This window comes from Mycobacterium bourgelatii, from assembly GCF_010723575.1.
Lineage (GTDB): Bacteria > Actinomycetota > Actinomycetes > Mycobacteriales > Mycobacteriaceae > Mycobacterium > Mycobacterium bourgelatii.
In genome coordinates this window covers 2,499,785-2,524,812 of record NZ_BLKZ01000001.1, presented here as the reverse complement: position 1 = coordinate 2,524,812, position 25,028 = coordinate 2,499,785, and the positions used below count along the sequence as shown (strand labels likewise).

General features: G+C 67.3%; 17 protein-coding genes and 1 riboswitch. Of the genes, 7 read left to right on the top strand and 10 right to left on the bottom strand.

Annotated elements, in window-relative coordinates; genetic code table 11:
* Positions 1–3: 3 nt before the first annotated feature.
* Together G6N68_RS11210 and G6N68_RS11205 are read right to left on the bottom strand one after the other, a co-directional pair.
* Positions 4–807 (bottom strand): SDR family NAD(P)-dependent oxidoreductase, encoded by an 804-nt coding sequence (locus tag G6N68_RS11210; RefSeq protein WP_163711666.1) that lies wholly within the window; start codon positions 805–807, stop codon positions 4–6.
* A gap of 4 nt (positions 808–811) precedes the next feature.
* Positions 812–1,828, bottom strand: a complete 1,017-nt coding sequence (locus G6N68_RS11205) for an SDR family NAD(P)-dependent oxidoreductase (protein WP_163711662.1) — start codon at positions 1,826–1,828, stop codon at positions 812–814.
* 184 nt (positions 1,829–2,012) lie between these two features.
* On the opposite strand from G6N68_RS11205, the gene G6N68_RS11200 reads away from it, so the two are divergent.
* From G6N68_RS11200 to G6N68_RS11190, 3 genes are all read left to right on the top strand, one after another.
* Complete coding sequence (locus G6N68_RS11200; RefSeq protein ID WP_163711658.1) at positions 2,013–2,435, top strand: group I truncated hemoglobin; 423 nt, start codon at positions 2,013–2,015, stop codon at positions 2,433–2,435.
* Between the two features lie 79 nt (positions 2,436–2,514).
* On the top strand, positions 2,515–3,126 hold the full coding sequence (locus G6N68_RS11195; RefSeq protein WP_163711656.1) for an MliC family protein: 612 nt from the start codon (positions 2,515–2,517) through the stop codon (positions 3,124–3,126).
* Positions 3,127–3,145: 19 nt separating this feature from the next.
* Positions 3,146–3,916 carry a class I SAM-dependent methyltransferase gene (locus G6N68_RS11190; RefSeq protein WP_163711653.1) on the top strand — a complete coding sequence of 257 codons (771 nt, stop codon included), beginning with the start codon at positions 3,146–3,148 and terminating at the stop codon, positions 3,914–3,916.
* A gap of 1 nt (position 3,917) precedes the next feature.
* Here the strand turns inward: G6N68_RS11190 and G6N68_RS11185 are convergent, their stop codons facing one another.
* Complete coding sequence (locus G6N68_RS11185; protein ID WP_163718480.1) at positions 3,918–4,829, bottom strand: RluA family pseudouridine synthase; 912 nt, start codon at positions 4,827–4,829, stop codon at positions 3,918–3,920.
* A gap of 14 nt (positions 4,830–4,843) precedes the next feature.
* On the bottom strand, positions 4,844–5,488 hold the full coding sequence (lspA, locus tag G6N68_RS11180) for a signal peptidase II (protein WP_240355437.1): 645 nt from the start codon (positions 5,486–5,488) through the stop codon (positions 4,844–4,846).
* 74 nt (positions 5,489–5,562) lie between these two features.
* Between lspA and G6N68_RS11175 the strand changes: the two genes are divergently transcribed.
* Positions 5,563–6,498 carry an asparaginase gene (locus G6N68_RS11175; protein WP_163718476.1) on the top strand — a complete coding sequence of 312 codons (936 nt, stop codon included), beginning with the start codon at positions 5,563–5,565 and terminating at the stop codon, positions 6,496–6,498.
* Here G6N68_RS11175 and G6N68_RS11170 read toward each other — a convergent pair.
* Entirely contained in the window at positions 6,454–7,884 is a 1,431-nt protein-coding gene (locus tag G6N68_RS11170; RefSeq protein WP_443093975.1) for a DNA polymerase IV, read from the bottom strand. The genes G6N68_RS11175 and G6N68_RS11170 overlap by 45 nt on opposite strands.
* Positions 7,885–7,931: 47 nt before the next feature.
* Between G6N68_RS11170 and G6N68_RS11165 the strand changes: the two genes are divergently transcribed.
* Entirely contained in the window at positions 7,932–8,498 is a 567-nt protein-coding gene (locus tag G6N68_RS11165; protein ID WP_163711648.1) for a class I SAM-dependent methyltransferase, read from the top strand.
* 219 nt (positions 8,499–8,717) lie between these two features.
* On the opposite strand, the gene ileS is transcribed toward G6N68_RS11165, so the two are convergent.
* From ileS to G6N68_RS11140, 5 genes are all read right to left on the bottom strand, one after another.
* Entirely contained in the window at positions 8,718–11,855 is a 3,138-nt protein-coding gene (gene ileS, locus G6N68_RS11160; RefSeq protein WP_163711646.1) for an isoleucine--tRNA ligase, read from the bottom strand.
* 402 nt (positions 11,856–12,257) lie between these two features.
* Positions 12,258–12,503, bottom strand: a complete 246-nt coding sequence (locus G6N68_RS11155; protein ID WP_163711644.1) for an Rv1535 family protein — start codon at positions 12,501–12,503, stop codon at positions 12,258–12,260.
* 291 nt (positions 12,504–12,794) lie between these two features.
* Positions 12,795–12,964: riboswitch (M-box (ykoK) riboswitch) on the bottom strand.
* 104 nt (positions 12,965–13,068) lie between these two features.
* Positions 13,069–14,193 (bottom strand): NAD(P)H-dependent flavin oxidoreductase, encoded by a 1,125-nt coding sequence (locus tag G6N68_RS11150; protein ID WP_163711641.1) that lies wholly within the window; start codon positions 14,191–14,193, stop codon positions 13,069–13,071.
* 281 nt (positions 14,194–14,474) lie between these two features.
* On the bottom strand, positions 14,475–15,062 hold the full coding sequence (locus G6N68_RS11145) for a carboxymuconolactone decarboxylase family protein (protein ID WP_163711637.1): 588 nt from the start codon (positions 15,060–15,062) through the stop codon (positions 14,475–14,477).
* Positions 15,063–15,088: 26 nt separating this feature from the next.
* Positions 15,089–16,837, bottom strand: coding sequence for an AMP-binding protein (locus tag G6N68_RS11140; RefSeq protein WP_163718472.1), 1,749 nt, complete (start codon positions 16,835–16,837; stop codon positions 15,089–15,091).
* A gap of 149 nt (positions 16,838–16,986) precedes the next feature.
* Here G6N68_RS11140 and pks2 point away from each other — a divergent pair, with 149 nt between their 5' ends.
* A complete protein-coding gene (gene pks2 / locus G6N68_RS11135) occupies positions 16,987–23,262 on the top strand; it encodes a sulfolipid-1 biosynthesis phthioceranic/hydroxyphthioceranic acid synthase (protein WP_163711635.1) in 6,276 nt (2,091 codons plus the stop codon).
* 57 nt (positions 23,263–23,319) lie between these two features.
* Positions 23,320–24,804 (top strand): condensation domain-containing protein, encoded by a 1,485-nt coding sequence (locus G6N68_RS11130; RefSeq protein ID WP_205351309.1) that lies wholly within the window; start codon positions 23,320–23,322, stop codon positions 24,802–24,804.
* Positions 24,805–25,028 lie beyond the last annotated feature (224 nt).

The window sequence follows — 25,028 nt, the reverse complement described above, 5'->3', positions numbered from 1 at the left end:
GAGCTAACGCCCTGGTCCCCCGCGCAACTTGTTGCCGATCCGGATTCCGGGCAGCAGCACGCTACGCGGTATGAGCCGCCCGCTGGTGCTGACGACCTTCGGCACGATTCCTGGGACCACAGTGCGCTTTCCGGCCAGCATGCCCTCGATCGCGGCTTCGGCGACATCGTGCGGGGAGACCTGCGCGATGGGGATGCTGAATCGCTCGGCATCGGCGATCTGCGCCCACTCCGTGGGCACCGGACCCGGACACAACGCGGTGACCGACACGCCCGTTCCGTGCAGTTCCTCCTGGACGGCTTCGGAGAACGTCAGGACGAACGCCTTGGTGGCCGAGTACACCGCCATATAGGGAATCGGCTGGAAGGCGGCGATCGAGGCGATGTTGAGCACCGCTCCGGCGCCCCGCTCGACCATGCCGCCCAGGGCCGCATGGGTGAGTTCGGTCAGCGCGAGCGCGTTGAGGGTGACTTGCTCGCTTTCCCGTTCGAAGGGCAATTCGTAGAAGTACCCGCTGGTTCCGAATCCCGCGCTGTTGCACAGGCCGGCGATCGGATCGGTGCGCAGCCGATCGACAAGCTTCGAGCGGGATTCCGTGTCGGACAGGTCGAGTGGCAGAACCTCCACGTCGATCTTGTGCTCCGCGCGCAAGTTCTCGGCGAGTTCGTCGAGGCGCTCGCGGCGCCGTGCGACCAGGATCAGCGGGAAGCCACGGCCGGCCAAGCCCTTCCCGAGTTCGACCCCGATACCCGAAGAGGCACCGGTGATGACGACGGTAGACGTCTTGCTCGGTTTCGGAAGGCTCATGATGTCACCAATGTATTCCTCGGGTCGCCTGCACGAATGTTTCGCTTCTCTTGTCCAATTGCGCTGCTTCCGTGCCGGATTCGCCTCCCTTCGCCGCGGCGGAGTCGTCGAACATGCCGAATGCGCGGTTGCGCACGCGGTCCATCACCGCAGGGTTGACGGCGTCGGCGACAGCGGCGAATTGCCCGAAGGGTGAGCTGGACCGCCGTGGCCGGTGCACGATCGCGTCGGTGATCACACCCGCGGCCTGATCCGGCGTCAGGGCCGGGAATTTGTCGTACATCGCGGTCGGACTGATCATCGGCGTGCGCACCAGCGGCATGTGCACGGTGGTGAACTTGACACCGTCCTTCACCACCTCGGCCTGGAGTGCGTCGCACAGACTGTCCAGCGCGGCCTTGCTCGCAATGTACGCGCCGAACCGCGGTGCGCGGGTCTGCACCCCGACCGAGGAGACGTTGACGACGTGCCCGAAGCCGCGTTCGCGCATCCCGGGGATGAATTTGAGGATCAGCTGGACCGCGCCGATGTAGTTGAGCTGCATGGTCCGCTGGTAGTCGTGGATCCGTTCGTAGGACAGTGCCAAGGAGCGCCGAATCGACCGTCCCGCGTTGTTGATCAGGATGTCGACACCGCCGAGGTCGGCGAGCACCTTGTCGGCCATCTCGGCGATGGCGTCGGTGTCCGCGAGGTCGCACGGGTACACGTGGGCTTCCCCACCGTCGGCACGGATTTCGTCGGCGACCTTTTCGAGGTTTTCCAGGGTGCGTGCGACCAGCACGACGGAGCCCCCCGATTCCGCGATCTTCTTGGCCGTGGCTTCACCGATGCCCGACGACCCACCGGTGATGAGGATGGTCCTGCCCTCGACGACGTCGCTGAGCTTGACGCCTTGGACCGCGTCGAGCAGATTCCTGAGATAGAAGGGCCGGTATCGTCCGGCCGAGTTCGGCGTATTGAGCATGCTCGACATCGCCGCTAAGGGCTTTTCGACCAGGTTCGTGAGGTCACCAAGATTCATTGGCAGATCGCTCCTGATGATGGCGGTGTGGTTGGTGTGACGCACGTCATGATGCCAACCTAGGACATCGGCCCCCGAATAGATACGGCGTTCGGCGATTCGAGGCAATGGACCTGTTACGGACAGCAATCCGCGCGTGACCGCGGCCTAACGACAGCGCAACTGCCCGATGGTCAGCTGACACATGGGTTTATTGTCGCGCCTGCTGAGGCGCAAGCAGCTCAGCATCTACGACAAGATCGGCGGGTATGAGTCGATCGAAATCGTCGTCGACGACTTCTACCGCAGAGTGCTCGCCGACGACCAGTTGTCCGGGTTCTTCACCGGCACCAATATGAGCCGTCTCAAAGGCAAACAGGCGGAGTTCTTCGCCGCCGCCCTCGGCGGGCCCGAGCCCTACACCGGCGCACCGATGAAGCAGGTGCACCAAGGGCGCGGCATCACCATGCAGCACTTCAGCCTGGTCGCCGGGCACTTGGGCGACGCACTGGCGGCGGCCGGGGTGCCTGCGGCGACGGTGACCGAGATCCTCGGCGCCATCGCGCCGCTCGCCGCCGACATCGCGTCCGGAGAAGCCAAGACGGCTCCCGAGGACAGCCGAGTCTGAACCGCGCGTATTCGAGAAACTCCACTGCTCGCTGGCGTGTCGGGTGTCGCGTTCGCGGCGTGGGCGGTAGTCAGCACGTATGCGACTGATCGCCATCGTGCTGGCAGCCCTGCTGCTGGGCGCCTGCAGCTCAAAAAGCACGCCGCCGCCGGCAGCCACCTCGGGCCCTACGCTCGACTGCGCCAAACCTGCGAACTCCGCCCAGCAACTGGTCTGCGACGACCCGGTGCTGCGGGACCTGGACAATCGAATCGCTGGCGGCTACCAGCGGGCACTTGACCGGACGGGCGCGGACAAGTCGGCGCTCACCGCCGCGCAGGACAAGTGGGCCGCACAGCGCGACGCCTGCGCGAAGAACGCCGACGTACGCACGTGCGTGCGGGAGGCATACCAGACCCGCCTCGTCGAGTTGGCCATGTCCGACCCCGCCACGGCGATCCCGCCGGTCGTCACCTTCCGGTGCCCCGCCGAGGACAGTCCCTTGACAGCGCAGTTCTTCAACCAGTTCGAACCCCCGGCGGCAGTACTGGAATGGAAAGGCGCCCAGCACATCCTGTTCGCCCAGCCGTCCGGCAGCGGCTCCCGGTACGGGCGTCAAGGCATCGAGTACTGGGAACATCAGGGCGAGGTGCAGGTCGACTTCAGCGGCATCCCCGGATGTAGCAAGTTCGTCTGCAAAACTCCCTCGTGAGGTCGTGAGGCAGTTCGACATGTCGCGCACGTTCGACGAACTGGTCGCAGAAGCCGATTCGGCGCCGGTGGACGGCTGGAATTTCTCCTGGCTGGATGGCCGGGCGACCGAGCAGCGCCCCTCCTGGGGCTATCAACGGTTGATGAGCGACCGGCTGGCGAATGTGTCTGCGGCGCTGGACATTCAAACCGGAGGCGGCGAGGTACTCGCCGGCGCAGCGAAGTTCCCACCCACGATGGCGGCCACCGAGGCATGGCCACCGAACGCCGCGTTGGCGACGCAGCGCTTGCATCCGCGGGGGGTGGTCGTGGTAACCCCACCCGACGAATCGGTACTGCCGTTTGCCGACGAGGCTTTCGACCTGGTGACCAGTCGGCATCCGAACACAGTGTGCTGGAACGAGATTGCCCGAGTGCTGCGCCCCGGCGGCACCTACCTGGCACAGCACATCGGGCCTGCCACGGTGGCCGAATTGGTGGAATTCTTCAGAGCCTCCCAGGGCCCCCAGCCCGAAGCGTGGGCCCGCCGCCATCCCGACGCGGAACGTGCGCAGGCCCGGGCCGCCGGCCTGGAGGTGGTGACGATGCGTCTGGAACGGCTACGCCAGGAGTATTTCGACATCGGCGCCGTCGTCTACTTTCTGCGCAAAGTCATTTGGGCGGTACCCGACTTCACCGTGCGGCGCCACCGCTCCCGGCTGCGCGAGCTGCACGAGCGCATCCAATCCGACGGACCCTTCGTCGCGCACGCCACGCGGGTGCTGGTCGAGGCCCGAAAGCCGGTGCACTAAATCAATTTTCGGCGCGCAACACGTCCAGGGCATGCTGCAGATCGGGCGGGTAGGGGCTGACGATCTCGATCCGGCGGCCGTCGGCCGGGTGAGCGAACGCCAGCGACCGCGCATGCAACCATTGCCGTTCCAGCCCAAGCCTTTTCGCCAATTTCGGGTCGGCCCCGTAGACGAGGTCACCGCAGCACGGGTGATGCAGCGCGGCGAAGTGCACCCGGATCTGGTGGGTGCGACCGGTTTCCAGGTGCACATCGAGCAGGCTGGCGGCGACGAACGCTTCGACGGTGTCGTAATGGGTCAGGCTGTGCCGGCCATTCCGCGTGACGGCGAACTTCCATTCACCGCCGGGGTGCCGGCCGATCGGGGCGTCGATCGTTCCGCTGGATGGGTCGGGATGTCCCTGCACCAGCGCGTGGTAACGCTTGTCGACCGTGCGTTGTTTGAACGCCCGCTTCAGCACCGTGTAGGCGCGTTCCGAACGTGCGACCACCATCACCCCGGAGGTGCCGACGTCCAGGCGGTGCACGATCCCCTGACGCTCGTGCACACCCGAAGTGGTAATCCGGTAGCCCGCCGCGGCCAGGCCGCCCAGCACCGTCGGGCCGGTCCAGCCCACCGAAGCATGCGCGGCCACGGCGGCCGGTTTGTCGACCGCGACGATGTCGTCGTCGGAATACAGGATCGTCATGCCTTCGATCTCGACCGGCGGGTTCTCCAGTGGTTTCGGCGGCTCGGGTAGCCGGACCTCCAACCACGCGCCGGGGGTCAGGCGGTCGGACTTCCCCGCCTGCACGCCGTCGAGTTCGACCCCGCCTTCTTCGGCCAGCGCCGCGGCTGCGGTGCGCGACAGCCCAAGCAGGCGCGCCACACCCGCGTCGACACGCATGCCCGCCAATCCCTCCGGAACGGGCATCGATCGGTGTGAACTCACCGTCGGTTGGCCTTACTTCGGTCAACCGCGTCGCCGTCAGCCTCGGGGTTGGCCGAGGTGTCGTCGTCGTCCGTGCGCCGTCCGACCGTGTCGAAATCGAACCCGAAAATCGACAGAACGACCAGCAGGATCGCCCCGCCCACGACCGAAGGGTCGGCGACGTTGAACACCGGCCACCACCCGACCGACAAGAAGTCCACGACATGCCCGCGCAGCGGTCCCGGCGCCCGGAAGAACCGGTCGACCAGGTTTCCCATCGCGCCGCCGAGGATCATCCCCAGGCCCAGCGCCCACCAGGGCGACACCAGCCGCCTGCCCATCCAGAAGATGCCGACCACCACACCCGTGGCGATCAGCGTCAGCACCCAGGTGTACCCGGTCGCCATGGAGAATGCGGCGCCCGAATTGCGCACCAGGGTCCAGGTGACGGTGTCACCGATGATCGAGACCGGTTGTCCGGGCGGCAGCAGCTTGACCGCCAGCACCTTGGTGACGATGTCCAGGGTCAACACGACCGCCGCGACCGACAACAACAGCCGCAGACGCCGGGGCGGTGCGGAAGTTTCGGGCTGGCCAGCGCCCTCATCCCCGGCCCCTGCTGCGGTCAACGGATCGGAAGATCCGGTTGGTTCGTCAGGCACTCTCCCATCATCCCCCAGATGCAAGATCGGCACCGCATGCGGATACCAGTCGCAACGTGCGGGATGATCCGAGCATGGGCCGCCTCACCGTGATCACCACCGGAGGGACGATATCGAGCAGCACCGGCGCCGACGGCGTGCGACGACCCGCACACAGCGGCGCGGACCTGACTGCCGGTCTGGACGTCGAGGTCGTGGATTTGATGGCGGTCGACAGCTCGGAACTGACGGTGCCCGACTGGGATCGGATCAGCGCCGCCGTGCGCGCGGCCGCCGACTCCGGCGCCGACGGCGTGGTGGTGCTGCACGGCACCGACACCATGGAGGAAAGCGCCCTCTGGCTGGACCTGACCTACGCGGGTGAAGTGCCGGTGGTGTTGACGGGTGCCATGCGCAGCGCCGACGCACCCGACACCGACGGGCCGACCAACATTCGCGACGCGCTGACGGTAGCCGCCAGCCCAGCCGCCCGGGACCTCGGTGTGCTGGTGTGCTTCGCCGGCCGGGTGTTGCAGCCGCTGGGCCTGCGCAAGGTGGTCACCGAGGATCTCAGCGGGTACGCCGGACGGCTGTTGGGCACGGTTGCCGACGGCCTGAGCCTTGCCGAGCGCAAGACCCGCCCGTACCTCGCGGATTTGAGCGCCGCTTACGCGCCACGGGTCGACATCGCCGCGGCGTACCTGGGCAGTGACGCGGTTGCGCTGGACGCGTTCGCCGCCGCGGGCGCGCGGGCGGTGGTCCTGGAAGCGCTGGGCTCGGGTAACGCCTGTGCCGCCGTGGTCGACGGGGTGCGTCGCTTGTGCCGGGACGGCATCGTCGTCGGGGTGACCACGCGGGTGCCCGGCGGACGGGTCGGCGCCGCCTACGGCCCCGGGCATGACCTGGTGCGCGCGGGTGCCCTGATGGTGCCGCACCTTCCGTCCTCGCAGGCGAGGGTGTTGCTGATGGCGGCGCTGGCCGCGGATCTACCGGCCACCGAGGTCGCCGACCTCATCGAGCGATGGGGCTGACGTTTCGTCATCTTCCTGCTCTGTCGCCTCGGCCTCATGGTCCCGCAGCGCGCCGACGTAGTCCGGCCAGTCCAGACTGTCGACGGGGTTAGCGGGGGTGAGCTCGGCGGTGTCGAGGGGAAACGTCCGCGCCGGGCCCGGTCCCGACGCGCGGGTCTCGAAGCGGACGGTCACCACACCGTGGCCCGCACCCTGCACCCAGCCGTGCCCGAAATCGCGATGGGCGACATCGTCGCCGATCCGCCAGGGGGTCGCGTCGTGCAGTGGCGGCGCCGTCGTCTCGACGGTGTGATGGGCTTCCTCGGCTTCGGTCGAAAACTCCAGATCGGGGAACAGCGACTCCTGGCGTACGTCGCTCAAGCCCGAAAACCCGACGCCCAGAAGGCGAATGGGGCCGATCTGGAGGGGATCCAGCAGCAGCCGCCGGGCCAGGGCAGTCAACGCCCCGGCCTCGGTCGTCGCATAGGGCAGCGTTGCGGACCGGGTCAACGTGCTCATGTCGGACTTCTTCAGCTTCACCGTCACGGTGCGCGCGCCGCGGCCGTCGCGCAGTAAGCGCCGATGGGCGTGCTCGGCGATCGGGTCGATCGCCTCACGCAACTGGTCCAGCGTGGTCAGGTCGACGGCGAAGGTGGACTCGGCGCTGATCTGTTTGGCTTCGGCGCGCTCGGTGACGGGACGGTCGTCGATGCCACGGGCCAGCCGGTGCAGCGCGGGGCCGATGGTCGCACCCAGGATGTTGGCCACTTCGGCGTCAGTAAGCGCCGCCAGTTGTCCGATCGTCTCGATGCCGAGCCGGTGCAGCTTCTCCTCGGCGACGGGTCCGATCCCCCACAGTCGCCGCACCGGTAGCCCGTGCAGCAGTTCCTGCTCCTCGGCGCGCCGCACCACCCGGATGCCGTCGGGTTTGGCCAGGCCGGAGGCGATTTTGGCGATCTGTTTGCCGGAACCGGCGCCCACCGAGGCGACCAGGCCGGTCTTTTCGCGCACCACCCGCCGCAATTCCTCACAGAACTCGTCGACCTGGTCGGCCGATGCCCCGGCTAGCTGGGGCGGCTCCCCGAATGCCTCGTCAAAGGACAGTTGCTCGACGACGGGCACCACGCTGCGCACCGCGTCGAAGACCCGCCGGCTGGCCAACCCGTACACGACCCCGCGGGGCGGCAACACGACCGCCGTCACACCGATCTGGCGGCGCGCCTGGTGCATGGGCATGGCCGACCGTGCGCCGTACACCCGTGCTTCGTAGCTGGCACCGGCGACAACACCCCGTCCGCCCAGGCCGCCGACCAGCACGGGCCGCCCCCGCAGGGTGGGGCGGGTGAGCTGTTCGACCGAAGCGAAGAACGCGTCCATATCCAGGTGCAGCACCCAACGGGACTCCACAACTGCCGATACTAGGACCCCGCCTTCGTGGCATAGGGTCTTGCCGTATGGCAATGAACCTCTGCCACAGGTTGTGTTGCGGCTCCGAGTTCTGGGCGAAGACGGTGGAGCGGCAGCTACTCCCCTGGGCACTGGCCGATGTGCCGCTTGGCGATAACACGCTGGAGATCGGCCCTGGGTACGGCGCGAACCTGCGGGTGCTCGCGGAGCGGAGCGCGAAGTACACGGCCGTGGAAATCGACGCCGCCCTGGCGCGGCGGCTGCAGTCCAAGTATGGGGACCTGGCCCGCATCATTCACGGTGACGGCGCCGATACCGGCCTTGCCACAGCGGATTTCAGTTCCGTGGTGTGCTTCACCATGATGCATCACGTTCCCACGCCACCGTTGCAGGATCAGCTGTTCGCCGAGGCGTTCCGGGTGCTGCAACCGGGCGGCGTCTTCGCCGGCAGCGACGGCGTGGACTCGATTCCGTTCCGCATTGCGCACTTTCGAGACACCTGCAACCCGCTGCACCCGGCACAGCTGCCGGATCGGTTGGCGCGGGCCGGTTTTGTCGACATCGACGTCGAGGTCCAGCGCGGCGAGCAGCGGTGGCGCGCGGTCAAACCGTAGTGGGGGGCCGTTGGCTCATGACGCGTTGTCACATGCGCCACTCTGGCCTCCGCGCGGGACCATCTGATCTGCTGCCCGGCTTTCAGCGACAACCATTGGGACAAAAGCGTTGTCGCTACAAGCCGGGCACGAGAGGTGCCGACCGGCGCAGGGACTCATGTGGCGGCCGTGACCCCCGTGACGGCTGGGACAAAGGCCCGCCCGACAGCCGCCCGCCGCTCAAACCTTGGCGATGCTCACCCGCACACCGTCGCCGATCTCCACCGCATCGACCGGATCACCGAATTCGAAACTGGTAGCCAGGATCTCGCCGGCGATGAGGTCGCGGTGCGTGGTCGCCCAGTCCGCCCGCTCGGCGGGCACCGACATCACCACCCGGATGCGGTCGGACACCTCCAGCCCGCTCGACTTGCGCAGTTCCTGCAGCTCGCGGATGCGGTCCTTGGCCCAACCCTCGGCCTCCAGCTCGGGAGTTACCGTGCCGTCCAAGACGACCAGACCGGCACCACCGGGCAAGGCAGCGGTGAACTCCGGATCGGCCGCCACCAACCGGGAGCTGTACTCCTCGGGCTGTAACACCGCGGGACCCGCCGTCAGGGTGCCGTCCGGGTTGAGCACGCCTGCGCCGGCCTTGACCGCCTTGATGGCCGCCTGCACATCCTTGCCGAGCCGCGGCCCGGCCACCCGCGCGTTGACAGTGAGCTCGAAGCGGCCGTAGGTGTCGATGGCGTCGGTCAGTTCGACGTGCTTGACGTTCAACTCGTCGCCGATCAGGTCGGTGAACGGCGCGAGCCGCTGCGGGTTCTCCACTGCCACCGTGAGTTTCGGCAGCGGCAGGCGCACCCGCAGTTTCTTGGCCTTGCGCAGCGAGGACGCCGCCGAGCACACCTCGCGCACCTGGTCCATGGCGGCCACCAGATCGGCGTCGGCGGGCAACTCGGACGCCTCGGGCCAATCCGTCAGGTGCACCGAACGCCCACCGGTCAGACCGCGCCAGATGATCTCGGTGATCAACGGCAGCAACGGTGCCGCCAGCCGCGCGGTGACCTCCAGCACGGTGTGCAGGGTGTCGATGGCGTCGGCATCTTCTTCCCAGAACCGTGCACGTGACCGCCGCACATACCAGTTCGTCAGCGCCTCGGTGAACTGGCGCAGCTGCTCGCAGGCCACGGAGATGTCGCAGACCTCCAGCGAATGGGTGAGATCGTCACGCAACACCGCCAGCTTGGCCAGGATGTAGCGATCCAACACATGCGTCGAATCCACCCGCCAGGTACCGACTTTCGGCGCGTACAGGGCCAGGAAGGTATAGGCATTCCAGAACGGCAGCAGCACCTGGCGCACACCGTCGCGGATCCCTTGTTCGGTGACTATGAGGTTGCCGCCGCGCAGGATCGGCGAGGCCATCAGGAACCAGCGCATGGCGTCGGCGCCGTCGCGGTCGTACACCTCGTACACGTCCGGGTAGTTGCGCAGCGACTTGCTCATCTTCTGCCCGTCAGAACCCAGCACAATGCCGTGCGCCACACAGGTTTTGAACGACGGCCGGTCGAACAACGCGGTCGCCAGCACGTGCAGGGTGTAGAACCAGCCGCGGGTCTGGCCGATGTACTCCACGATGAAGTCACCGGGGTAATGACTGTCGAACCAATCCTCGTTCTCGAATGGGTAGTGCACCTGGGCGTAGGGCATCGAGCCCGAGTCGAACCACACGTCGAGCACGTCGGGGATCCGGCGCATCGTGCTCTTGCCGGTGGGGTCGTCGGGGTTGGGACGGGTGAGCTCGTCGATGAACGGCCGGTGCAGGTTGTCCGGCCGCACCCCGAAGTCGCGTTCCAACTCGTCGAGGCTGCCGTAGACGTCGATCCGCGGGTAGGCGGGGTCGTCGGACTTCCACACCGGGATTGGCGTGCCCCAGTAGCGGTTTCGGGAGATCGACCAGTCCCGGGCCCCTTGCAGCCACTTGCCGAACTGCCCGTCCTTGACGTGCTCGGGGTACCAGGTGATCTGCTGGTTCAGCTCCACCATCCGGTCGCGGAACTGGGTCACCGCGACGAACCACGACGACACCGCGCGGTAGATCAGTGGGTTACGGCACCGCCAGCAGTGCGGATACGGGTGCTCGTAGGTTTCGTGACGGATCAACACCGCGCCGTTGGCCGCCGCCGGACCGCTGCGGGTCTTCAGGTCGCGGATGATTTGCGGGTTGGCGTCGAAGACGTGCTGACCCTGGTAGTCGGGAACCGTGGCGTCGAAGCGGCCCTTGGCATCCACCGGCGTGACCGGCGCGATTCCGGCCGCGTCGGCGACGACCATGTCGTCCTCGCCGTACGCCGGCGCCATGTGGACGATGCCGGTGCCGTCCTCGGTGGTGACGAACTCCCCCGGCAGCACCTGAAAGGCGTTGGGCGCGTCCATGAAAAACGGAAACGGCGGCAGATAGCGGACGCCCAGCAGATCCGCGCCGCGGTAGGTGCCGAGTACCTCCGGTTCCTCACCGAGCTCGCGCGCGTACGCCGCCAGTCGCGATTCGGCCAGCACCACGCGATCGTCGCCGGCCCGAACCTGCACATAGGTCACCTCGGGGTTGACCGCCACGGCGAGGTTGGACGGCAGCGTCCACGGCGTCGTCGTCCAGATCAGCAGGTAGGCACCGTCCAGGTCGCCGCCCGCCACCTTGAACCCGACCGTGAGCGCGGGGTCCTGACGGCTTTGGTAGACGTCGTCGTCCATGCGCAGTTCGTGGTTGGACAGCGGGGTTTCGTCGCGCCAGCAGTACGGCAGCACCCGATAGCCCTCGTAGGCCAGGCCCTTGTCCCACAGCTGTTTGAACGCCCAGATCACCGACTCCATGTAGCTGATGTCGAGCGTCTTGTAGTCGTTGTCGAAGTCGACCCAACGGGCCTGGCGGGTCACGTACTCCTGCCATTCGTTGGTGTAGCGCAACACCGACTTGCGGCAGGCGTCGTTGAACTCGGCGATGCCCATGGCATCGATCTGGGACTTGTCGGTGATGCCGAGTTGGCGCTCGACTTCCAGTTCGGCGGGCAACCCGTGGGTGTCCCAGCCAAAGCGGCGCTCGACCTTGTAGCCCCGCATGGTGCGGTAGCGCGGCACGATGTCCTTGACGTACCCGGTGAGCAGGTGGCCGTAGTGGGGCAGGCCGTTGGCAAACGGCGGCCCGTCGTAGAACACGTACTCGGGGGCGCCGTCGCGGCGGGCGATGCTGTCGCGGAACGTGTCGTCGTCGAACCAGTACTGGAGCACCTCGAGCTCGAGCGCCGGGAAGTCCGGCGCCCCGCCGGCTTGTTTCGGGTACGTCCTCGGAGCGCCCCCGAGGTGCGAACTGTCGGTCACGTGCGTCGTCTCCTGTGCCTTACGGCGCTGGCGCGCCTTGCCACATCAGGCACGGGGACGACGCTGCGCCGGTGCGCAAACGCCGCGGTACCACCCCGCTTGCCACGCGATTGCGTGACCGCTCAAAGTCAGGCTGTGACGGGCCAACCCGTTCGGTTCTACTGAGCCGGCTGGAGGTTTCGGGCCCGGCCGGCTGTTCTTCCGAAGGCTCCCCGGTGATGGCCGGATCGTCGCCGATGTTGTGCTGCTAGTAGAGATTCTACGAAGCGCCGCAAATCCGAATCACGGCGCCAGCCGGCCCCAAGGGGCTGCCTGGCCGCAGGCGCTGGTCAGCAGGCCTGCCGTCGGGTAGCCCCTTGGAGCCGGGATTTGCTCGGTATCCATTAGTCCTGCCCTTTACGCTCAGGACTGAACTTCGAGCACACCGATGCGCCACAGCGCGGCGTACACGTGCCGCAGCGGAACGCACAGCAGGCGCGCGGCCCCATCCACCAGCGGGTCCCCACCGCCGAACGGCTGGGTGTCGACCCGGCGCGCCGCCTTCTTCGGAGCGACGGCCTGCATCGGCTGCATGGAGTCTTCGCGCACGACGTGCAACGTCGGTGCGGCGGTTACGGTGCCAACTTCGTTGTAGAGAGCAGCGGTCATGATCGCCTCCTAAAACGGACATGCGGACTTAAAAACAAACAAGGACAAGCGAACTGCTGTGGTCCCGTCCCGTTTCGGTCCGCTCCGCCAGGGCGAAGGTGTGACGGCTCAGCTGAGAACGTCGCGCCGGGGACCGGTTCGGGACGAAACGTCCGGATATCGACCCGGACTGTCACTGGAACTCATGCGTCCCTCACCTCCCTCGGTCACTACCGCGTGCGGCTACCCGCACGTTCTACAGTGCACGACGGAGTACGAAAATTCCGGCATACCAACAATGTCGCCGAAAAAACCGCACCCCTCTCGTCAGAGCTTCGGCACTACACGACGTGTCCGGCAATCCGGAAGCCACCTGGGCTCAACCCTTAATCCGGGAGGAGCTGTCCTGACCCGGGGCGTCTTTCGACGTTCGGGGTCAGTGGCCTATGTTCGTGTAGCCGCCTCACCTAACGAGGTGCTTACCCGCCCGATCATGCACCACGGGTTCGAGTAGGTCAAACAGACCCGGCCCGCGTGTCGCCCTTGCCCGCGCTCGCTGTGCCGCCTGATGAGATCTGACCAGGCGTTATTCGACCAGACCCTCGAGTTTTCCGATGGTGTCGATGAATTCTTCGACCATCTCGAGCACGACCGAGCGGGTGGTCCGCACCCGGTCGAGCGACCCGACCACCTGCCCGACGAAGTAGGTCGCCAGCTCCCGAGCCTTGGCATCCGACTGTACGGCCGCCTGGTTGATCCGCAGTTGCGGCTCGTTGATCAACGCGTTCTGCAGGGGCATGCCGAGCGGGGCGGGCGTGTCGGGACGCTCCCACTCGTCGGTCCACGCCGTGCGCAACATGCGCGCCGGCTTACCCGTCAACGACCGCGACCGCACCGTGTCCGACGAGCTGGCTGCCAGGAATTTGTCCTTGACGACAGGAGGCGTTTCGGCTTCTTCGGTGGTCAGCCACACCGACCCGCACCACACCCCCTCGGCGCCCAGCGCCAGGGACGCGGCGATCTGACGACCCCGGGCGATCCCGCCCGCGGCCAGTACCGGCGTGGGCGCGACCGCATCGACCACCTCCGGCACGAGCACCATCGTGGACACCTCGCCGGTGTGGCCGCCGGCCTCGGTGCCCTGCGCGACGATCAGGTCCACGCCCGCGGCCGCGTGGCGTTGCGCATGCCGCGTCGTGCCCGCCAAGGCGGCCACCAGGACGTCCTGACCGTGGGCGCGGTCGACGAGGTCCTGCGGCGGCGGCCCGAGCGCGCTGGCGATGAGCCGGATGTTGTGGGCGAAAGCCACGTCCAGCAGCGGTTCGTAGCCCTTAGGCGAGATGTTGAGCCCACCGGGGGCCAGCGTTCGACGGTCTTCGGGCTGGGCTGCCACGCCGTAGCGGGCCAGGAGGTCGTCGACGAACGCGCGGTGCTCCTGCGGCAGTAGCTCCTCGACCTGCTGGGAGTCGATGCCGCCCTTTTCCGCGCCGACGTACTTGGGCGGCAACAGCAGGTCGACCCCGTACGGTTTGCCGCCGGTCTGCTCCTCGATCCAGGTCAACTCGCTCTCCAGCCGCTTGGGGCTGTGCGCGACGGCGCCAAGGACGCCGAAACCTCCGGCGTTGGTCACTGCCGCGACCACGTCGCGGCAGTGGCTGAAGGCGCAGATAGGGAACTCGACACCAAGCATTTCGGCGACTCTGGTCCGCATTTCGCCGACGGTACGGCAGCCCCCGCGAGTAGCTGCAACAGACCCCTATTTATGCGGGAGCGGTCGCGCTGACAGGGCATGGCGCAATGACACTGCGAATTTGGCGGCATCTACTCGCACTCTCCCGCCCTACACGCAGACTCAACGCGGCCAGTGGAGGAAACCCCAATGACACTGCGAAATTGGCGGCAGCTACTCGCACTCTCCCGCCCTACACGCAGTCTCAATGCGGCCAGTGGGGTGGATCTCAACGCGGCCAGTGGGGTGGATCTCAACGCGGCCTATGGGCACTGCGGGCCCTGTCCGTCCGGGGGCCAACTGGCCACCCCCTCTTCCAACGGGACCTTGAGGCTGTGCAGGATCGACGCGACCATCCGCCACGCGCTGATGGCGGTCGTCAGTTCGATGAGAACCGTTGCGTCGCCGCCCAATTCGCGTTCGCACGCGGCCCAGCTCTCGGGTCCGATCGACCCGTCGCGCACCACGTCGTCGGTGGCGGCCAGCACCGCCCGCTCCACCGGACCAAACCCGTTGTGGCGCTGCCAGTCCCGCACACCGAGCAGATCCTCGGCCGACACCCCCAATCGGGACGCGACGCGCCAGTGTTGGGTCCATTCGTAGTCGGAGTCGGTGAGCCAGCCGATCCTCATGATCACAAGTTCGCGCAACCGCGAATCCAGCGCCCCGTGCCACAGCATGGTGGCCAGCATGTCGTTGAAGGTCCGCGCCAGATGTGGATGGTTCAGCAGCACCTGGAAGATGCTCAACTCGGCCATGTAGTCGGGCACACCCGCTTCGTCGGCGGCGGCCTTGGCCTCGTCAATCGGCAGTAGGGGCACGCGAGGTGGTTCTGGCGTGGGGTCACTCATGGGGACACTCCGTGCAGAAGGGCCGGTCACACGTCCAAGCGGGTGAACTCACGTTGCCGGTAGAGCTCGACGCACTGAGCCCGCCTGACCTTGCCGCTGGTGGTGATGGGAATCGAACCGGGCGATACCAGCACCAGATCGGCCACGCTCAGACCGTGTGACTTGTAGATGGCGGCGTTGACGTCCTGCTTGATCAGGCGCAACCGGTCCAGCGCATCGTCGGAGTCGGGACGCTTTCTGACTTCGACAATCGCGACGAGCTTCTCGACGCCACCGTCGGGAACGCCGATCGCCACGCAGCGGCCCGCGGTGATCTCCTGGATCGTTGCCTCGATGTCGTCGGGAGAGTGGTTGCGCCCGTAGATGATCAGCAGGTCCTTGATGCGCCCGATGATGTACAGCTCCCCTTCGGAGCGGAAGCCAGAATCTCCGGTCCGCAGCCAGGGGCCCTCCGGAGTGCCCTCCGCGGGATTGACAATCTTTGCGCCGAAGGTGTTTTCGCTCTCCTCGGACTTCTGCCAGTAGCAGGAGGCGATGTTGTCGCCCTGCACCCAGATCTCACCGACGGTGCCCTCCGGGCATTCGATCTTGGTGTCCGGATCCACGATGCGCACCAGCATCGTCTCCGCCTTGCCGTAGCTGACCAGCGGGGTGCCGCTACCATTCGTGCTCCGGATCGCTTGCCCGGCAGGCAGTTTCTCCGATTCGAAGTACTCGACCTTGGGTGCCTCCCCCACCTTGCGGGAGGCGATGTACACGGTGGCCTCGGCCATGCCGTACGCGGGCAGCAGCGCCTCGGCAGGGAAGTTGTGGCGGGCGAACCGGTCGGTGAAGCGCTTGAGGGTAGCGGGCTGCACCCGCTCACTGCCGTTGAGCACGCTGTGCACCCCGCTGAGGTCGTAACCCTCCATGTCGTCATCGGACGTCTTGCGCACCGCCAGTTCGAAGGCGAAGTTCGGTCCGCCGGACACCACGCACGGCTTGTTGGCCATCAAGTGCATCCACCGGGCCGGACGCTGCAGGAAGCCCACCGGACTGGTGAGCACGGTGGGCACGCCGACGAGGATCGGCATGATGGAGCCCAGCAACAGACCCATGTCGTGATAGAGCGGTAGCCAAGACACGATGGTCAGGTCGGGTGGGACGACCCCGCCCTCGACACGAAAGAAGTCGGCGATCATCTGGGTGAAGTTGGCGAAGACGTTCTTGTTGGTGATCCCCACCCCGGCCGGCGTGCGAGTGGATCCCGACGTGTATTGCAGGTACTGAATCTCCGGCGCATCCTTGCCGGGCCCACGCGACCCGGGGCCGGGCCGTTGCCGAGATTCCAGATCCAGCAAATCAATCTCAATCAGAGCCGGCGCGCCTTGCCCGGACTGCGGCTGTGCGTACGGGGCGACGTTGTCGATGACGGCGGACGTGGTGAGCAGGACGGTGGGCGACGTGTCGGCCAGCACCGAAATCGTCCGCTCGTCGTGGGCGCCGCCATATGGAACCGACAGCGGGACGGCGATGAGTCCGGCCTGCATTGCCGCGAGAAACCCGACGATGTACTCCAGGCCCTGCGGAGCCAGGATGACCGCCCGATCGCCGACCGCCCCGGTGAGCCTGATCTGTTCAGCGGCATTGATCACCCGCCGATACAGCTGCGACCACGTCACCGACTCGGCAACGCCGTCCCAATCCTGCTCGTAATCGACGTACGTGATGGCTATGTCGTTGGGGTTCAGGCTGGCGCGTTCGCGCAGCACAGCGGGAATGGAGGAGCTGACCACGTGCAGCAACACTACCGGCTTCGCTCTCCCCGCGGCTCCGGTTGGCAAACGAAGCTGACCGGATCGATGCAGAACCCGCGGCGCGTTGATCCCCGGGCGGGTGGTCATGACGGCGGAAGATGGCTTGAGCCCTCGCGACCTTGAAACATATGGAAAGGGCCGAGTACGCCGTGGATCGGACACCCGTCACGCCGGTTGCCATCATCGGCATGGCGTGCCGGCTCCCCGGCGGCATCGATTCCCCGGAGCGGTTGTGGGAGTCCGTACTACGGGCCGACGACCTGATCACGGACATTCCGGCCGACCGCTGGGACGCCGAGAGGTACTACGACCCCGAGCCAGGTGTGGCGCAGCGATCGGTGTCGCGCTGGGGCGGGTTCCTCGACGACATCGCCGGATTCGACGCGGAGTTCTTCGGCATCACCGAGCGCGAGGCCACGGCGATCGACCCCCAGCACCGCCTGCTCATGCAGACATCGTGGGAGGCCGTCGAGCATGCCGGCCTGGCTCCGACCGCCTTGGCCGGCTCGCCGACGGGGGTGTTCGTCGGCCTATGTCACGACGACTACGCCTTCGTCACCGGCGAAGCTGGTGCCCGGGGCGACGCGTACGCGGTCACCGGGACCGCCTACAGCATGGCCTCCGGGCGGGTGGCCTACTCGATGGGGCTCCGCGGGCCGGCGATGACGGTGGACACCGCGTGTTCGTCGAGCCTGCTTGCGGTGCACCTGGCATGCCGCAGTTTGCACGACGGCGAGAGCGACCTCGCCTTGGCGGGCGGCTGCACGATCATGCTGGAACCCGACACGCACAGCTCCTTCTCCGGCCGCGGCATGCTGTCACCCACCGGGCGCTGCCGAGCTTTCGACGCCGCCGCCGACGGGTTTGTCCGTTCCGAGGGTTGCGCGGTGGTGCTGCTCAAGAGGCTGCCCGATGCGATGCGGGACCGCGACCGGGTGCTGGCGGTGCTGCGCGGCACGGCCACCAATCAGGACGGTCGCACCGAGACCATCGCGACACCGTCGGTTGCGGCACAGGTCGCGGCCTATCGTGCGGCGTTGGCGGCGGGCGATCTCGACCCCGACACCGTCGGCATGATCGAGGCGCACGGCACCGGCACCGCCGTCGGTGACCCGATCGAATTCGCGAGCCTGGCCCAGGTCTACGGCGCCAACGGAAACCCGTGCGCGCTGAGTTCGGTCAAGAGCAACTTCGGGCACACCGAAGCCGCCGCCGGCGTCGTCGGCGTCATCAAGGCCGTTCTTTCGCTGCGGCACGGCCTGGTGCCCGCGATGCTGCATCACACCCGGCTACCCGACGAACTCGCCGCCATCGACACCAAACTCTTTGTGCCACGGGAAGTCACACCCTGGTCCGGCGGCAGCGCGCCGCGGCGGGCCGCGGTGTCGTCGTACGGCATGTCGGGCACCAACGTGCACGCGATACTCGAGCAGGCGCCGGCTGGCGCCGCACACCGACCGGGCTCGGCGGCAGCGACCGGCCCGCTGTTCTTCGCGCTGTCCGCCACCTCAGACGAGGCGCTGCGACCAACGGCGCGACGCCTGGCCGACTGGCTCGAGCAGCGCGACGACCCGGTGCACAGCTGGGACCTGGCTTACACGCTGGCGCGCCGGCGTGACCACCGGCCGGTGCGCACCGGGGTGGTCGCCGCGGGCCATGACGAGTTAATCGACCGGTTGCGCGAGGCCGCCGACGCCGACATCACCTACCCGGCTGCCGTAGGCCAGGACGACCGCGGCCCGGTATGGGTGTTCTCCGGACAGGGGTCGCAATGGGCGGGCATGGGCGCGGACCTGTTGGCCACCGAACCGGTCTTCGCCGCGACCGTCGCCGCAGCTGAACCGCTCGTTGCCCAGGCATCCGGATTCTCGGTGACCGAAGCCTTGACGGCACCCGAAACCGTCACCGGTGTCGACCGGGTGCAGCCCACCCTGTTCGTCATGCAAGTCGCGCTGGCCGCGACCATGAAGTCCCACGGCATTCGCCCCGGCGCGGTCGTCGGCCACTCGCTCGGCGAGGTGGCGGCGGCCGTCGTGGCCGGCGTCCTTTCGCTGGAAGACGGCGTGCGGGTGATCTGTTGCCGCTCGCGGCTGTGCACCAAGATCGCCGGGATCGGGGCCATGGCGGCCGTCGAGCTGCCCGCCCACCAGGTACGCGAAGAGTTGGCGCGGCTTGGCAACACCAAGGACGTGACGATCGCCGTGGTGTCCTCGCCACAGTCCACCGTGATCGGCGGCCCCACCCAGACCATCCGGACCCTTGTTGCGGAGTGGGAAAGCCGCGATGTGCTGGCCCGTGAAGTCGCCGTCGACGTGGCATCGCACACCGCGCAGGTCGACCTGATCCTCAACGAACTCGGCCGGGCGCTGGCCGACCTGCGGCCGATGCGGCCCGAGGTCCCCTATTACTCGGCGACCTCATTCGACCCGCGCGACCGGCCGGCGTGCGATGCCCGCTATTGGTCGGACAACCTGCGTCACACCGTCTATTTCGCTGCGGCGGTGCGGGCCGCGCTCGAGGACGGCCATCGCGTGTTCGCGGAGTTGTCGCCGCATCCGCTGCTGACCAGGGCCGTCGAGCAGACCGCCGCAAGTCTCGACATGACGGTCGTCGCTGCCGCGGCGATGCGGCGTGAGCAGCCGTTGCCACACGGCTTGCGCGGACTGCTGGCCGAACTCTTCAGCGCCGGCGCCGCGGTGGACTTCGCCGCCCTCTACCCCGCCGGCGAGCTGGTGGACGCTCCACTGCCGGCCTGGACAAACCGCCGGCTGCTGCTGAAGCCTGACGGCCACCGTCCGGGGGTCACCGTCGCCGCGCATCCACTGTTGGGTGCGCACGTACAGCTCATGGAAGAACCGGCCCGGCATGCGTGGACGGCCCAGGTCGGCACCGGCGCGCACCCCTGGCTGCGCGACCACCAGATACATCGGGTGGCGGCGTTGCCGGGGGCCGCCTACTGCGAGATGGCGCTGACCGCCGCCCACGCCGTCCTCGGCGAGCGATCCGAGGTCCGCGACGTCCGCTTCGAGGAGATGTTGCTGCTCGACGACGACACCCCGCTGGGTGTTACGGCGACAGTGCGCGGAAATGGCCTTGTCGCGTCCGAGGCCTCATTCGAAGCCGAAACGCTGCGCCACGACGAACGGGCGCGACGGGCCACCGCTGTCCTCTCTGCGGCGGCCGATGACGATCGGCCGCCGGCGCACGACATCGCGACAACACTGGCGAACCATCCCCGCCGCGTTGACGGCGACGCGCTTCGGGACTGGTTCAACTCCCGTGGTGTCCGGTTCGGCCCTGCCTTCAGCGGCCTGGTCGCGGCCAACGTGTCGGAGGGCGCGATCGACGCGGTGCTGGCCGAGGTCGTCTTGCCTCGCGAGATCCGGACCGAACAGGCGGGGTACCACGTGCACCCCGCGCTGCTGGACGCGTGTTTCCAGTCGGTGGCGGCCCACCCCGCCGTATATGGGGTGGGCTATGGCGGGCTGCTGCTGCCGCTGAGCGTGCGCCGGTTGCGGACCTACGCGTCAACTCTGAAAGCCCGGTATTGCCGGACCACGGTGACGGCATGCGGGACGAACGTCGAGGCCGACATCGACATCATGGACGAGCACGGCACCGTGCTGCTGATCGTGCGGGGTCTGCTGATGGGTACCGGCTGCTCGGAAAGCGCCGACGAGAACCGCCTGCTGAGCGAACGGCTGCTGGGCGTCGAGTGGCAGCGCCGGGAGCTACCCGAGGTAACCAACCCGCAGGGTGCCTGGCTGCTGATCAACGTCGGCTCCACCGACGATCCGCTGGCCGACGAGTTGACGGACGCACTGCGGCGGCGGGGGGCGCAGTGCCTGACCACCGGCTGGCCCAGCGGTGAACTCGACACCCCCGGATTATCCGGTGTCGTCGTTCTCACCGGCCCGAAGCGTGTCGACCCGGCGGATCAGCACCTGCTGGGCAGCCACTATGTCCAGCGTCTGGTGCGGGTCGCTCGTGCGGTTGCGGACCTGCCGGGTAGCACTCCGCGCCTGTACGCGATAACCAGGGACGCCCAAGCGGTGTTGGCCGACGACATCCCCAATCTCGAGCAGGGCGGCGTACGCGGACTGCTGCGGGTGGTCGGCGCCGAGCACCCGCATCTGCGCGCCACTCACATCGACATCGACGAGCAGACCGACGCTGGGCAGTTGGCCCGCCAGTTGCTGAGCGGGTCGGACGAGGACGAAACCGCCTGGCGCGACGGCTTGTGGTTCAACGCCCGCCTGTGCCCGGCTCCCCTGCGTCCCGACGATCGGCGGACGGCCGTCGTTCGCCATGACCGAGACGGGTTGCGCATGCAGATTCGCACCCGCGGTGACCTGGAGACGCTGGAACTCGTTGCGGTCGAGCGGGTTTCGCCGGGACCCGGACAGATCGAAGTGGCGGTCACCGCGTCCAGCGTCAACTTCGCCGACGCACTCAACGCATTCGGCAGGTACCACAGCTTCGGAGCGCTACCGGGGCTCGGCACCGATTTCGCCGGAGTGGTCACCGCGGTCGGGCCCGACGTCACCGATCTCGCGGTCGGTGACCGCGTCGGAGGGTTGTCGGCGAGCGGCTGCTGGGCGACCTTTGTGATCTGCGAAGCGGACCGTGCCGTCAAGCTACCCGCCAACCTGACCGAGGCCCAGGCCGCCGCGGTGAGCACCGCGTCGGCCACCGCCTGGTACGCCCTGCACGAGCTGGCCCGGATCAGGGCGGGCGACAAGGCGCTGATCCACTCCGCCACCGGCGGGGTCGGCCAGGCGGCCATCGCCATCGCGCGCGCCGCAGGTGCCGAAATCTTCGCCACCGCCGGCAGCCCTGATCGGCGAGAAATCTTGCGCGACATGGGAATCACTCACATCTACGACTCCCGCAGCGGCGACTTCGGTGACCAGATCCGCCATGACACCGACGGATACGGCGTGGACATCGTGCTCAACTCGCTGACCGGTACGGCGCAGCGCGCGGGCGTAGACCTGCTCAGTTTCGGCGGTCGGTTCATCGAGATCGGCAAGCGCGACATCTACGACGACACCAAACTCGGCCTGTACCCCTTCCGGCGCAATCTCGCGTTCTACTCCCTCGACCTGTCGCTGATGTCGACCACCCATCCGAAAAAGTTCCGGGACCTGCTGGCCACCGTGTACCGCCACACTGCCGAGGGCTCGCTGCCGGTGCCGCAGCGCACGCACTATCCGCTTGCCGAGGCGGCGACCGCGATCCGGGTGATGACCGCTGCCCAGCACACCGGCAAGCTCATCCTCGACATCCCGCACGCCGGTAGCCGCAGCGTGGCTGTGCCGCCGGAACAGGTACCCGCCTTCCGTGCGGACGGGGCGTACATCGTCACCGGGGGACTGGGCGGTCTCGGACTGTTCCTCGCCGAGAAAATGGCTCTTTCCAACGACGGCGGCGCCGGCCGCATCGTCCTCAACTCCCGCTCCACCCCCAACCAAAAGGTGCTGGAGACAATAGAACTCATCCGCTCCACCGGTTCCGACATCACCGTGGAGTGCGGCGACATCGCACTCCCCGAAACGGCCGAACGGTTGGTAACGGCAGCGACCGCCACCGGACTGCAGTTGCGTGGTGTGCTGCACGCGGCCGCCGTCGTCGAAGACGCGACCGTGGCCAACATTTCCGCCGAATTGGTCGAGCGCGACTGGGCACCAAAGGTGCAGGGCGCGTGGAATCTGCATCGAGCCACCGCATCGGCGCCGTTGGACTGGTTCTGCTCGTTCTCTTCGGCGGCGGCCCTGCTGGGCTCGCCCGGCCAGGGCGCCTACGCCGCCGCCAACAGTTGGCTGGACGCCTTCACCCACTGGCGACGGGCACACGGCCTTCCGGCCACGGCGATCGCCTGGGGCGCTTGGGCCGATATCGGCCGCGGCGCGGGTCTGGCAGAGAGCGACACCACCATGATCACTCCCGACGAGGGCGCTCATGCCTTCGAAACCCTGTTGCGCCACAACCGCGCTCACAGCGGGTACGTCCCGATCGTCGGCTCGCCCTGGCTGACCGCACTCGCGCAACGCAGCACTTTCGCCGATGCCTTCCGCTCCGGGTCGGGTTTGGCGGGCCAAAAGCCCTCCGGCCGTACCAAATTCCGTGCCGAACTCGAGGAACTCCCGCTCGACGAATGGCCCACCCGGTTCCGGCGGCTGATCTCTGACTACGTCAGCCTGAGCTTGCGACGCGCGGTCGACCCGGACCGCCCGTTGTCCCAATACGGCCTCGACTCGCTGGGCAACCTCGAATTGCGCACCCGTATCGAGACCGAAACGGGGGTGCGCGTGCACTCGACCGACATCACCACGGTCCGCGGTTTGGCCGACCACCTCTACCAGGCGCTTGCACCTACCGAAAACTCTCCCGCGCCAATGTAAGGCATCGCCGCTCAGATGAAATACCCTGAGAGATCGCGCTAATCGCAAGGAGCGGCTGTGGTTGCCCTGGGCTTCGTCGGTCTGGACACCGTCGGTAACTGGGTCCCAGCCGCTGGCTCCGTGTGGCTTTGGCACCCTTCGCCGGCCACGCTCGACACGGCGCGGCAAGCGCCGACAAGTGCTGTGCCGCCTAGCTATATCCAAGCGCGCCACCTGCGTGGCTATCGCGACCAGGCGGCCCGCGGTATCGAGATGTCGCGGCTTGTGGTGGCCGCCTTGGACATCCGAGGCCAGTGCGACATTCGTGCGATGACGTACGTCATCAACGCACATTTGCGCCGGCACGACACGTATCGCAGCTGGTTCGAATTCACCGACGATGCGCACATCGTTCGGCACACGATCACCAATCCCGCTGATATTGAACTGATTCCGGTCAAGCACGGCCAGATGACAGCCAACGAGTGGCAGGACCACATACTGGCCACGCCCAACCCGTTGCAGTGGGATTGCTTCCGGTTCGCCGTCATTCAGCATGACGACCACTTCACCGTGTGCATCAGCGTGGATCACCTCCACGTGGACGCGATGTTCATCAGCGCCGTGTTCTGGGAGATCGAGTCCATGTACGACGCGCTGATGGACGGCGCCGGCCCCATCCCCCTGCCCGCGGCCGGCAGCTACGACGACTACTGCCGGCGCGAGCGCGCGTACACCTCCGCCCTCACGCTGGAATCCCCGGAGATACGGCGGTGGCTCGCGTTCTTCGAATCTAACGGCGGCACCCTCCCGTCGTTCCCGTTGCCGCTGGGCGACACATCGTTGGCGGCCGCCGGCGACCTGTTGTCGCTGCAACTGATGGATGCATGCCAGACCGACCGATTCGAGGCCGCGTGCATCAGCGCGGGCGCCCGGTTCAGCGGCGGGGTGTTCGCGTGCGCGGCCCTGGCGGAGTTCGAACTCACCGGCTCGACCACCTACCACGCGGTGACACCGACCAGCACCCGCAGCACGCCGGCTGAGTTCATGACGACCGGGTGGTTCGTCGGCCACATCCCGTTCGCCGTCGAGGTCGGGGCGTCCTTCACCGAGACCGCCCGGGCTGCCCAGCAGGCCTTCGACGACGGTGCGCCGTTGGCCAGGGTGCCGTTCGAGCGGGTCTTGGAGCTGGCGTCCTGGCTCCGGGAGACTCCGCCCGGTGGCGGCTTCCCCATGCTGTCGTTCCTCGACGCGGGCGTTCCCCCGCTCTCCGCCGTGATCGCGATGCATCTGGAACGCAAGAACCTGCAGGCCTTCAGCGACGGCCGGATCGCCGCGCGGGTGTGCATGTGGGTCAATAAATTTCAGAATGAGACCACTGTCACAGCGTCGTTCCCCAACAACCCGATCGCGCACGAGTCCGTGACGAGGTACCTGCAGGTGATGAAATCGGTGTACGCGCGCGTGGCCGAGGGCCGCTTCGACCCGGAACTCATTGCCGTCCCGCGCGGCCAAACCCAACTTCAGGCGCACGGGTCCGGGGCGCCGATTCATCTGCCTTGACTCGACGATCGGGTAGGGAAGCCGATTTTCGGCCGTCCTGCGCCAAGCGGCTCGCGGCACTCCCCGGAACCGCGAAAAACAGCCGTTATGGTGCAGTTACGTCGTTAACTGACAAGTCCGGCATACCGTGCGCCCGGTTGCCGCATCCGCGGTCGTCAAGAAGTTTTTTTGTACGTACGCACGATTTTTCCACGCACGTCCAGCCAAGCCGCTAGGCTCTGTTG